The following is a 12,769-nucleotide window of genomic DNA, read 5'->3' on the forward strand; positions in this document are numbered from 1 at the left end:
GGTTCACGCGCCGCTCACATGCCTGCGCCGCCCCGTTTCCATAGGCGTCCCCATGAACAAATTCAGCCACTTGTCGGTCGGTACCAAGCTGTCCGCCCTGCTCACCCTCGCGGTCAGCGCCGCGCTGGTGCTGCTGGCGACCCTGATCTACCGGCAATCCGCGGCCAGCCATGAGCATCAGGTCATGCAGGAGATGGCATCGGCCACCACGCTGATGAACCAGTCGGTAAGGATGTACGACCGGGTGCTGAGCGAGGAAACCGATCGGCTGGGGCAGATGTTCGCCGGCATGCTGCCCACCGGCGAACCGCAGCTGGACCCGGCCAACACCGTGCAGATCGGCGAGGTGCAGACGCCGACGTTGCGTCTCGGCGCGCATGTGCTGAATCTGGATTTCGCCTCGGTGGACAAGTTCGCCGCGGCCAGCGGCGGCGTGGCGACCGTGTTCGCGCGCAAGGGCAACGACCTGGTCCGCATCGCGACCTCGCTGCACGACCAATCCGGCGCGCGCGTGGTCGGCACCGTGCTGGACCATGCGCACCCGGCCTATGCGCTGCTGCTGCAGGACAAGGCCTATACCGGGCCGGCGCATCTGTTCGGCAACGACTACATGACCCACTACCAGCCGCTGCGCAACGCGCAGGGCGAACTGGTCGGCGCGCTGTTCGTCGGCCGCAACTACACCCAGGGCCTGGTCGCGCTGCAGGAGCGCCTGCGCAGCACCCGGATCGGCGACAGCGGCCACTTCATCGCGGTCGACATGCACCCGGCGCGGCGCGGGCGCCTGCTCGCGCACCCAGAGTCCAAGGCCGCGATGGTCGATGCGCTGGTGCTGGACGCGGACAAGCCCGTGCTGCAGGCGCTGCTGGACGGCAAGCAGACCAGCGCCACGCTGCGCCTGCGGCGCGGTGCCGGCGCCGACGCGCCGACCGAACCGTTCCTGGTCACCGCGCAGGCCTACGCGCCGTGGCAGTGGGTCCTGCTCGGCGTGCAGCCGCGCAGCGCCATCGAAGCGCCGCTGCACGCGTTGATGCGCAGCGTGCTGGGATTCTCCGCGCTGATGCTGGTCGGCTGCGCGGTGCTGGTGTTCGTGCTGGCACGGCGGATGGTGTCGCGCCCGCTGGCGGCGGTCGAGCAGGTGGTCGGCGACATCGCCGCCGGGCGGCTGGACAGCCACATCGAGGTCGGCGCCGGCCAGGACGACGTGAACCGGCTGCTGCACGGCATGCGCCGCATGCGCGACGATCTGCGCGAACGGCTGCGCACCGAGCGCGTGGTAGCCGCGGAGAACCTGCGCGTGCGCACCGCGCTGGACGACGTCAGCACCAACGTGATGATCGCCGACGCCGACCGCCGCATCGTCTACGTCAACCGCCCGCTGCTGCAGATGCTCGGCGACGTGCAGGACGACCTGCGCCGCGACCTGCCGCAGTTCGACGTGCAGACCCTAATCGGCAACACCATCGACGTGTTCCACCGCCATCCCGAGCACCAGGCGCGCCTGCTGGCCGAACTGAAGACCACCTACCGCGCGCAGATCCGCGTCGGCGGCCACACCATGCGCCTGATCGTGAACCCGGTGATCGACGGCGACGGCAACCGCCTGGGCTTCGTCGTCGAATGGGCCGACCGCACCGACGAGGTGGCGGTGGAAGAGGAAATCGCCGGGATCGTGCGCAGCGCCGCCGCCGGCGAGCTCGGCGGCCGCGTGCGCCTGGACAACAAGCAGGGCTTCCTGTTGCTGCTGGCCGAGCAGATCAATGCCTTGCTGGAGGCCAGCGGCTCCGGCCTGGCGCATATCCAGCACATGCTGCAGGCGCTGTCCGAGGGCGATCTGTCCACCCGCATCGATGCGGACCTGCAAGGCGTCTACGGGCGCATGAAGGACCACGCCAACACCACCGCCGAACAACTGGCGGCGATCGTGCGCCAGATCCAGGGCGCCTCCGACGCGATCAACACCGCCGCCGGCGAGATCGCCGCCGGCAACGACGACCTGTCGCGGCGCACCGAGCAACAGGCCGCCAGCCTGGAAGAGACCGCCGCGTCCATGGAGGAACTGACCTCCACCGTGAAGCAGAATGCCGAACACGCGCGCCAGGCCAACCAGCTCGCCGTGGGCGCCGCGTCGGTCGCCTCGCAGGGTGGCGAGGTCGCCGAACAGGTCGCCGTCACCATGAGCGGCATCGAGGCGTCGTCGAAGAAGATCGCCGACATCATCAGCGTCATCGACGGCATCGCCTTCCAGACCAACATCCTGGCGCTCAATGCCGCGGTGGAAGCGGCGCGCGCCGGCGAGCAGGGCCGTGGCTTCGCCGTGGTCGCCAGCGAGGTACGTACCCTCGCCCAGCGCTCGGCCAATGCCGCCAAGGAGATCAAGGGCCTGATCGACGATTCGGTCAGCCGTGTCGCCGAAGGTTCGGCGCTGGTGGACCAGGCCGGCCGCACCATGCAGGACATCGTCGCCTCGGTGCAGCGCGTCACCGACATCATGGGCGAAATTTCCGCCGCTTCGCAGGAACAGTCGGCCGGCATCGAACAGGTCAACCAGACCGTGACGCAGATGGACGAGGCCACCCAGCAGAACGCCGCGCTGGTCGAGGAAGCCACCGCCAGCGCCCGCACGATGGAAAGCCAGGCCGGCGAACTGGCCCGCGCGGTCGCCTCGTTCACCCTGGAGCCGCGCGGGCACGGCGCCGCGGGCCACAATGTCGCCACGTTGCATCCAGGCTACAAAAAAGCCGGCCACGGCCGATAGGATCGTGGGACGGGGCGAACTGCGCCGCCCCGTCCCATTCCACCTCACCTTGTTGCCCACTATGGCCGAAGGCAATACCAGCGATTCCCCCGAGCCGTCCGTGCACGATGCGACGGAGCAGGACGACCGCTTCCTGCTGACCAATGCACGGCAGATCCGGCAATTGCTGCAATCGCTGATCAACCAGCGCTCCCAGGTCAGCGCGCACCCGAACGGCCGCGACCACGCCTTCTCGACCGCGCTGCTGGAACTGGACGAGGACTCCCTGCTGCTGGACCTGAGCGTCAACGACGCCAACAACCGCATGGCCGAACAGGCCGAGTACGTGCTGTGCTTCGCGCAGCTGGACAAGGTCCGCCTGCGCTTCCGGATCGCCGGCCTGGAACTGGAGCAGCGCGACGGCGTGGCCGGCTTCCGCGCGCCACTGCCCGACACCTTGTATTACCTGCAGCGCCGCGAACACTTCCGACTCGAGACGCCCATCACGGAATCCCCGATGTGCGTCCTGCGGCTGACCGAGACCAGCCCGCCCACCGAGCTGGTGCTGCGCGTCATCGACATCAGCGGCGGCGGCGTGGCGGTGGCGCTGACGCCCGGCCAGCCCCTGCCGCAGAGCCAGCAGAGCTACCCACGCTGCGTCCTGCAGCTACCCGACGCCGACGCGATCCCGCTGACCCTGCAGGTCTGCAACATGCACCCGCACAAGCTGGCCAACGGCCAGGAGACGCTGCGCGTGGGGCTGCGCTTCGCCGACCTGCCGCGCGGCGCCGACGCGACCATCCAGCGCTACATCTTCCGCATCGAACGCCTGCGCAGCGCCCGCAAGAGCGGCGCGCTGTCATGAACCGGTCCTTGCCGGGTCGCTAAAGTTCCGCCGGCGCGCGCCGATCTTGTGCATGAGCCGCGCTTCCCCCTTCCCGCCTTCCTCCGCAATACCGGTGCGCACCAGGAGCCCACGATGAACGACAAGAACACCTCTGCCTCCGGCGCCACCGGCGGCGAATTCCTCAGCTTCACCCTCGGCGAAGAACACTACGGCGTGGATATCCTCAAGGTGCAGGAAATCCGCGGCTACGACTCGGTCACCCGGGTCCCGGACGCGCCGGAATACATCAAGGGCGTGATCAACCTGCGCGGCACCATCGTGCCGGTGATCGACCTGCGCCTGAAGCTGCGCTTGAAGGAAGCGCGCTACGACGCCTTCACCGTGATGATCGTGCTCAACGTCGAGGACCGCGTGGTCGGCATCGTGGTCGACAGCGTCTCCGACGTGATCCCGCTCAACGCCGAGCAGATCCGCCCGACCCCCGAGTTCGGCGCCGCGGTCGATACCCGCTTCATCTCCGGCATCGGCACCCAGGACGACAAGATGCTGATCCTGCTGGACATCGAGACGCTGCTGGACAGCGCCGACCTGAGCCAGCACGCGCACGTGGACGAAGCGGCCTGAGCCCCGGCCGCCGCCCCGTTGCAGAAAACCCGCCGCGCACCGGCGGGTTTTTTTTGTGGAAATGCGAACTGCTTATCACTTGCGCCGATCAAGTTCGGCGGGATCGCGCCGATAGCTGATTAGTGGCCCGCCCCAGCATCGGGCCGATCCATTTCCCCACCCTAAAGGAGTCGTCCCCCATGAAGCCGAAGTTCCCCCTGCTGCTGATCCTGCTGCTTGCCGCCAGCCCGAGCGTGTTCGCCCAGTCGCAGCAGATGATTCCGCCGGAGATGGCGTCCCGCTTCGTCGGCAAGGACGGCATGGTCTGCGGCAAGGTCGAGAAGGCCAAGTACGCGCAGAACTCCGAAGGCGAACCGACCTTCCTGTACATGGGCGGCATGTTCCCGCGCCACACCTTCTCCGCGCGCATCGCCGGCGCCGACCGCGGCAAGTTCGGCTTCGCGCCGGAAACCCTGGAAGGCAAGGACGTGTGCGTGATCGGCAAGATCGAACGCGACAGCTCGCGCGCCGAGATCCAGGTCAGCGCGCCGTCCAGCCTGAAGCTGGCCACGATCAAGTAAGCCGGGAGCGTCGCTGCGCCGGAGCCTTCGCGCTTCGGCACGGCGGCGCTTTCGCTTTTTGGGACTTCGCCGCCGTCGCCGAACCAAGGGGAATGCGTTCATGCAGTGGATAAAGAATCTGAAAGTGATGCCGAAGCTGATGCTGGCCTTCGGTCTGGTGCTCGCGATCATGCTGGTGCAGGGGCTCGCGGCCTACAACGGCCTGCGTTCGCTGAACGACGTGGCCGATGGCGTCTCCAAGAACGTGGTGCCCAGCGTGCGCACCGGTGGCGAGATCCGCGGCATCCTCGGCGAGTACCGCAATGCGGCCTACCAGAGTCTGATTCGCAGCAGCGATGCGCTGAAGAAGGAGTCGGGGGAACGCCAGATCGCGCTGGGCAAGCAGTTGGACCAGACGCTGGCCGCCTATCCGGCGCTGATCGGCAGCGAGAAGGAGCGCGAGATCTACAAGCGCATGCTCGCCGACTGGACGAAGGCGAAAACGTCGTACCAGTCCGTGAACGAAATGCTGCAGCTGGAGCTGCACGACGACGCGGTCGATACCTTCACCAGCGAGACCCGCACCCTGCACAACAAGGTGGTCGCCGATGTGGTGGATCTGATCGCCGAAAACGATCGCCGCGCCAAGGACGCCGCGCAGACCGCCGGCGGCACCTACGGCAAGGCATCGGCCACCCTGCTGGTCTGCCTGCTGATCGGTGTGGCCGGCGCGGTCGGCCTGGCCTGGCTGTTCGGGCGCATGCTGGCCAGCAACGTGCGCAGCGCGGTCAAGATCGCCAACGATGTCGCCGGCGGCAAGCTCGACGGGCACATCGACGCCAGCGGCCAGGACGAGATCGGCGAACTGATGCAGGCGCTCAAGCGCATGCAGCAGGACCTACGCGAGCGCACCGAGCGCGATGCGGCGGTGGCCGCCGAGAACCTGCGCATCCGCACCGCCCTGGACAACTCCACCACCGGCATGTTCATCGCCGACCTGGACTACAACATCGTCTACGCCAACCCGTCGATGCAGGGCATCGTCGACAAGTACGCCGACCAGATCCACAGCGTCGCCCCCGCCTTCGATTCGAGCATGCCGCTGGTCGGCTCCTCGCTGACCGTGCTCGAGCACGGCAACCTGCTCGACACCCGCACGCTGGCGACGATCGAGTCCAAGGGCGTCACCGAACGCGAGATGGCCTATGGCCATGCCCGCATCGCCCAGATCATCTCCAGCATCCGCGACGCGCATGGCAGCCATGTCGGCTTCGTCTGCGAATCGCGCGACCGCACCCTGGAATCCCAGGTCGAGGAGGAAGTGGCCAGGATCGTGCAGGCCGCCGCCGCCGGCGACCTGTCCGGACGCGTGGCCACCGACGGCAAGCACGGCTTCTTCCTGCAGTTGGCGCAGCAGCTCAACGGCCTGCTGCAGGCCAACGGCGACAGCATCGGCGAAGTCTCCAAGCTGCTGACCGCGCTGTCGCAAGGCGACCTGACCGCGCGCATGCATGGCGATTTCCACGGCGTGTTCGCCACGATGCGCGACGACGCCAACGCCACCGCCGAACAGCTGGCCGGCATCGTCGGCCGCATCCAGCAGGCCGCAGTCTCGATCAACGCCGCCGCCGGCGAGATCGCCTCCGGCAACGACGACCTGTCGCGCCGCACCGAGCAGCAGGCGGCGAACCTGGAAGAGACCGCCGCCTCGATGGAGGAACTGACCTCCACCGTGCGCCAGAACGCCGAGCACGCGCGCCAGGCCAACCAGCTCGCCGTGGGCGCGGCCTCGGTCGCCTCGCAGGGCGGCGAGGTGGTCGGCAAGGTCGTGACCACCATGAGCGGCATCGAGACCTCCTCGAAGAAGATCGCCGACATCATCAGCGTCATCGACGGCATCGCCTTCCAGACCAACATCCTGGCGCTCAATGCTGCGGTGGAAGCGGCGCGTGCCGGCGAGCAGGGCCGCGGCTTCGCCGTGGTCGCCTCGGAAGTGCGCACCCTGGCCCAGCGCTCGGCCAACGCCGCCAAGGAGATCAAGGGCCTGATCGACGCGTCGGTCAGCCAGGTCGCCAACGGCTCGGCGCTGGTGCGCCAGGCCGGCCAGACCATGCAGGAGATCGTATCCTCGGTGCAGCGCGTCACCGACATCATGAGCGAGATCGCCGCCGCCTCGCAGGAGCAGTCGGCCGGCATCGAGCAGGTCAACCAGACCGTGACGCAGATGGACGAGACCACCCAGCAGAACGCCGCCCTGGTCGAGGAAGCCACGGCCGCCGCACGCTCGATGGAGGAACAGGCCGGGCAGTTGACCGAAGCGGTCGCGATCTTCCGCGTGGAGCAGTCGCCGGCCAGCGCGCCCGCCAGTGCGCCGGCACCGCGCCATGCGCAGGTGCACTCGATACGCGAGGTGGCGAAGAAGCCGGCCGCGGTGCCGAGCAAGCCGGCGCTGGCGACCAGCAGCAAGAAGTCCGTACCGGCCCTGGCCGATTCGGACTGGCAGGAGTTCTGAGGCGCCAGCCTCGCGCCCCTGCGGCATCCAGGATCCCCGGCCTTCGCGCCGGGGATTTTTTTTGGGGAGGACCGCGCGCATGCCGGGCGCACATCTCAACTTTGTGACGGCGGCGCCGCTAAGACTTTCGAGACAACTCGAAGGCCTTACTCCATGTCGTACACCTCGCTCGTTGCCCGCCTGTCGGATCTGCCGCTGCGCCGCAAGTTCGTCTGGCAAACCGTGCTGCTGGGCGGCGGCATCGTGCTGCTGGCGATCCTGGCCGCGCGCATGCAATACGTGGACATCCGCAATACCCGCGAACAGGCGCTGAAGAGCCAGATCGAGCTGGCGCTGGGCGTGGTGCAGGCCTATGCGGCCAAGGCGGAGGCCGGGCAGATGCCGTTGGCCGATGCGCAGCGCACCGCCCTGGCCACGCTCGAATCGATGCGTGCCCGCGACGGCGTGGACTATTTCTACGTGCATGACATGCACCCGACGATGCTGATGCACCCCACCCGGCACGACCTGGTCGGCAAGGACCTCAGCGGCGTGCTCAGCGCCGACGGCAAGCCGATCTTCCGCCAGTTCGTGACCGCCGCCAACGCCGGCGGCGGCTACGTGGACTATCTGTGGCCCAAGCCGGGCAACGACAAGCCGGTCGAGAAGGTGTCCTACAACGCGCCGTTCAAGCCCTGGAACTGGGTCATCGGCACCGGCGTGTACATGGACGACGTGCAGGCGCAGGCGCTGCGGTTCACCGGGGTGATGACCGTGGCCGGCGGCCTGCTGGTGCTGATCACCTTCGGCATCAACTGGCTGATCGGCAGCTCGGTGCTGGTGCCGGTGGGCCGTGCGCTGCACGCGATCCGCGCGGTCTCCAGGGGCGACCTCAGCGTCCGCATCGACAACCCGGGGCGCGACGAGACCGGGCAGATGCTGCGCGCCACCGGCGAAATGATCCACGTGCTGGAACGCTTCTCCAGCGAGACCTCGAAGATGGCGCTGCTGCACGCGGACAAGGACATCTCCCACCGCATGCCGAACGACTTCCCCGGCGTCTATGGCGAACTGGCGACCGGCATCAACACGATGATGTTCGAGCACCTGGACGCGATCGTGGAGGCGGTGGAGATCCTCAACGAGTACGCCAACGGCGACCTGCGCCGCGACGCCCGGCGCCTGCCCGGCAGCCGCGCGGTGCTGCACGAATCGATGGACGCGGCCAAGGCCAGCCTGCTGGCGATCAATACCGAGATCAAGCGCCTGGCCGCCGCGGCCGCGGCCGGCGACTTCAGCGCCCGCGGCGATGCGGCGCACTTCCAGCACGATTTCCGGCTGATGGTGCAGGACCTCAACGCGATGATGGAGGTCAGCGACCGCAACCTGGGCAAGCTGTCCGCGCTGCTGCAGTCCATCGCCGCCGGCGACCTGACCGCGCGCATGCACGGCGAGTTCCAGGGCGTGTTCGCCACCATGCGCGACGACGCCAATGCCACCGCCGACCAGCTCGCCGATATCGTCGGCCGCATCCAGCACGCCGCGCTCTCGATCAACACCGCGAGTACCGAGATCGCCGCCGGCAACGACGACCTGTCGCGCCGCACCGAACAACAGGCCGCCAGCCTGGAGGAGACCGCCGCCTCGATGGAGGAGCTGACCTCCACAGTGAAGCAGAACGCCGAACACGCGCGCCAGGCCAACCAGCTCGCGGTCGGCGCGGCCGCGGTCGCCTCGCAGGGCGGCGACGTGGTCGGCCAGGTGGTGACCACCATGAGCGGGATCGAGACCTCCTCGAAGAAGATCGCCGACATCATCAGCGTCATCGACGGCATCGCCTTCCAGACCAACATCCTGGCGCTCAATGCCGCGGTGGAAGCGGCGCGCGCCGGCGAACAGGGCCGCGGCTTCGCCGTGGTCGCCTCGGAAGTACGTACCCTCGCCCAGCGTTCGGCGGGCGCGGCCAAGGAGATCAAGGGCCTGATCGACGACTCGGTCACCCGTGTCGCCGAAGGCTCGGCGCTGGTCGACAAGGCCGGCCAGACCATGCAGGAGATCGTGGCCTCGGTGCAGCGCGTGACCGACATCATGGGCGAGATCTCCGCCGCCTCGCAGGAACAGTCGGCCGGCATCGAGCAGGTCAACCAGACCGTGACGCAGATGGACGAGGCCACCCAGCAGAACGCCGCGCTGGTCGAGGAAGCCAGCGCATCGGCGCGGGCCCTGGAGGAAGAGGCGCGCCGATTGGGCGAGGCCGCGGCCGTGTTCCGGCTCGGCGGCGCCGCCACCGCCACGGCACCTGTTGTTGCCGCCGCTGCGCCTGCGCGCGCGCCGGCGCGTCCCGCGGTCAAGCCGGCCCGGCCTGCCAGGAGCGCGCCGCGCGCGCCCACGGCGGTCGCCGAGACCAACTGGGCGGAATTCTGAACCGTGATGGTCCCCGCGGCGGGGACCGCTGCGGCATCCCAGTTGCATGGATGCCGCGGACCGAACCGCTCAAGCCCTGGGCGACCCCGTCGATACACGAGGTGACGCATGAACGCACTGCCTGCCCGATCCATGCCGTCGCCATCGCCGCTTCGGGGGACATGAGATGCCACGCTATACCGACCTGAGGTCGTCGCTGCTCGCCTCGCTGCTGTGCCTGATGGGCTGCGCGCTGGTGATCGGCGCGGCCCGACTGAGTACCGCGCTTGACGCCTCGCGGGAGCATCTGCTGCAGCTGCAGACCCGGCAGGCGCCATCGGCGCTGGCCCTGCGCGAACTGCGCGCGCAGTTGGCGGAGCTGCGGCTGTACCAACTCTCGCTGGTCGCCGCGACCGGCAACGCCGCGGACGTGGCCGACTGCGACCGGCGCATCGCGCGCACGTTGCAGGGCGTGCATCGGCAACTGGCCCTGTACGTCGCCAGCCGGCCCGACGGCGAAGAGGACCGTCGCTTCGCCCGGGTTCGGACCGAGCTGGACGCCTTCCTGGACCTGCACCGGCAGCTCAGCGCCGCGGTGCATGCCGGCGACCGCGACCGCGCCGGGCAGCTGTCCACGCAACGGGCGCTGCCGCTGCGGCGGACGCTGTTCGCCCACCTGATGGAGCTGGACCGGATCAACGCCCGCCAGGCGTCGGCCAGCCACGCAACGCCCCGCGCCTACGCCGCGCGCTAGCGCATCCCCTGCCCCTCCCCAGCACCGCTTCGGCACCTTCTTCGGCAAACGCCCGCACGGAATCGTCATGAACTTCTTCAAGCAGCTGAAAATCCGCGACAAGCTGATGCTCGCCTTCGCCCTGATCACGTTATTGACCGTGGTGCTGGGCGCGTTCACCTATTCGCGGACCACCCTGGCGATGAGCGAACTGCGGCGCATCGAAGTGGATTGGGTGCCGGCCACCCAGGCGCTGGCCGAGGTCCGTGCGCAGTTGGGCGAATTCCGCACCTACGAGCTGGCGCAGATCGCGCGCGCCAACGACCCGGAGGCGGTGGCGGATTACTTCAAGCGCATGCAGAAGGTGCGCGCCGAAGTGCAGAAGAACCAGATCGTCATCGAGCGGGTGATGCGCGAGAAGCAGCAGGCGCAGATGTACGCCGGAGTCAAGGACACGCTGCAGGCCTACCTGCACAGCAACAGCCTGATGGGCGATGCGCTGCGCGGCGGCGACGTCGCCGCCGCGCAGGCGATCTCCGACAAGCAGTCGCGGCCGCAGCGGCGCGAACTGTTCGACCGCATCGTGGCGCTGACCGACTACAACGTCGCGCAACTGAACCGGGAAATGGACGCCATCAATGCGCAACTGGCGCGGACCAAGCTGCTGATCATGACCCTGCTGGGGCTGGTCATCACCGCCGCCGCCAGCATCGGCTGGCTGATCGCGCGCGGCATCGCGCGGCAACTCGACGCGGCGCGGCAGCTGTCGCAGGCCATCGCCCGCGGCGAACTGGATAGCCGCGTACAGGCGCGCTCCAACGACGAGATCGGCCAACTGATGGGCGACATGCTGGACATGCGCGGCCGCATCCGCGCGGTGATCGACGCGCAGAACCAGATGGCGCAGCGCCATGAGCAGGGCACGATCAGCTACCGCATGGACGAGGCCGCCTTCCCCGGCGATTACGGGCACATGGTCAAGGCCACCAACGACCTGGTCGGCGCGCATATCGCGGTGAAGATGCGCCTGGTGCAGATCATCGAGCGCTATGCGATCGGCGACCTCAGCGAGGACATGGACCGCCTGCCCGGCGAGAAGGCGGTGGTGACCGAGGCGATGGACACCGCCAAGGCCAACCTGATGGCGATGAACGCGCAGGTCAAGCAACTGGCCGAGGCCGCGGCGGCCGGCGACTTCAGCGCCCGCGGCGATGCCGCGCGCTTCCAGTACGACTTCCGCGCGATGGTGGAGAACCTCAACGCGATGATGGAGGTCAGCGACCGCACCCTGGGCGAACTGTCGCAGTTGCTGCAGGCCATCGCCTCCGGCGACCTGAGCGTGCGCATGCACGGCGACTTCCACGGCGTGTTCGCCACCATGCGCGACGACGCCAACGCCACCGCCGAGCAATTGGCCGCCATCGTCGGCCGCATCCAGAACGCGGCCGCCAGCATCAATGTCGCATCCTCGGAAATCGCCGCCGGCAACGACGACCTGTCGCGCCGCACCGAGCAGCAGGCCGCCAGCCTGGAGGAGACCGCCGCCTCGATGGAGGAGCTGACCTCCACCGTCAAGCAGAACGCCGAACACGCGCGCCAGGCCAATCAACTCGCGGTGGGCGCCGCCTCGGTCGCCTCGCAGGGTGGCGAGGTGGTCGCGCAGGTGGTGAGCACCATGAGCGGCATCGAGGCGTCGTCGAAGAAGATCGCCGACATCATCAGCGTCATCGACGGCATCGCCTTCCAGACCAACATCCTGGCCTTGAATGCGGCCGTGGAAGCGGCCCGCGCCGGCGAACAGGGTCGCGGCTTCGCCGTGGTCGCCTCGGAAGTGCGCACCCTCGCCCAGCGTTCGGCGGGCGCGGCCAAGGAGATCAAGGGCCTGATCGACGATTCGGTCACCCGTGTCGCCGAAGGCTCGGCGCTGGTGGACCAGGCCGGCCGCACCATGCAGGAGATCGTGGCCTCGGTGCAGCGCGTCACCGACATCATGGGCGAGATCTCCGCCGCCTCGCAGGAGCAGTCGGCCGGCATCGAGCAGGTCCACCAGACCGTGACGCAAATGGACGAGACCACCCAGCAGAACGCCGCGCTGGTCGAGGAAGCCACCGCCGCCGCGCGCACGATGCAGACCCAGGCCAACCAGCTCAGCGCCACGGTCGCCGAGTTCAAGCTGGACACGCGGGCCGCCGCGCCGGCACCCCTGGCCCTGGCGGCGGCGCCGGCCCAGGTCAGGGCGCGCCCCGGCGCCGCCGCCTCGCGTCCGGCGCCGCGCGTGCGCAGCGCCGCCGGCGCCACCGCCGCGGACCAGTGGCAGGAATTCTGATCGGCCAGCGGCACCGGCCATGCCTCCCTCCGGCGTCAATTTCGTGCGGCGCCGGCCGATAACCCGTTA

General features: G+C 68.6%; 8 protein-coding genes. All 8 read left to right on the forward strand.

Features of this window, described 5'->3' with window-relative positions:
* Nucleotides 1-52 precede the first annotated feature (52 nt).
* The 8 genes from AB3X07_RS11860 (at nt 53) to AB3X07_RS11895 (ending at nt 12,700) form a co-directional block, all read left to right on the forward strand.
* Nucleotides 53-2,758 (forward strand): Cache 3/Cache 2 fusion domain-containing protein, encoded by a 2,706-nt coding sequence (locus tag AB3X07_RS11860; protein WP_369938818.1) that lies wholly within the window; start codon nt 53-55, stop codon nt 2,756-2,758.
* Nucleotides 2,759-2,819: 61 nt separating this feature from the next.
* Nucleotides 2,820-3,602, forward strand: a complete 783-nt coding sequence (locus AB3X07_RS11865) for a flagellar brake protein (RefSeq protein WP_369938819.1) — start codon at nt 2,820-2,822, stop codon at nt 3,600-3,602.
* A 114-nt stretch (nt 3,603-3,716) separates the two neighbouring features.
* On the forward strand, nt 3,717-4,208 hold the full coding sequence (locus AB3X07_RS11870; protein ID WP_128419442.1) for a chemotaxis protein CheW: 492 nt from the start codon (nt 3,717-3,719) through the stop codon (nt 4,206-4,208).
* 179 nt (nt 4,209-4,387) lie between these two features.
* A complete protein-coding gene (locus AB3X07_RS11875) occupies nt 4,388-4,768 on the forward strand; it encodes a hypothetical protein (RefSeq protein WP_369938820.1) in 381 nt (126 codons plus the stop codon).
* A gap of 100 nt (nt 4,769-4,868) precedes the next feature.
* Complete coding sequence (locus AB3X07_RS11880; protein WP_369938821.1) at nt 4,869-7,259, forward strand: methyl-accepting chemotaxis protein; 2,391 nt, start codon at nt 4,869-4,871, stop codon at nt 7,257-7,259.
* A 153-nt stretch (nt 7,260-7,412) separates the two neighbouring features.
* Nucleotides 7,413-9,662, forward strand: a complete 2,250-nt coding sequence (locus tag AB3X07_RS11885) for a methyl-accepting chemotaxis protein (RefSeq protein WP_369938822.1) — start codon at nt 7,413-7,415, stop codon at nt 9,660-9,662.
* Nucleotides 9,663-9,828: 166 nt separating this feature from the next.
* Complete coding sequence (locus AB3X07_RS11890; protein WP_369938823.1) at nt 9,829-10,395, forward strand: Tar ligand binding domain-containing protein; 567 nt, start codon at nt 9,829-9,831, stop codon at nt 10,393-10,395.
* Between the two features lie 67 nt (nt 10,396-10,462).
* Entirely contained in the window at nt 10,463-12,700 is a 2,238-nt protein-coding gene (locus tag AB3X07_RS11895; protein ID WP_369938824.1) for a methyl-accepting chemotaxis protein, read from the forward strand.
* Nucleotides 12,701-12,769: the final 69 nt, after the last annotated feature.

The sequence above is a fragment of the Xanthomonas sp. DAR 35659 genome (assembly GCF_041242975.1).
GTDB lineage: Bacteria > Pseudomonadota > Gammaproteobacteria > Xanthomonadales > Xanthomonadaceae > Xanthomonas_A > Xanthomonas_A medicagonis.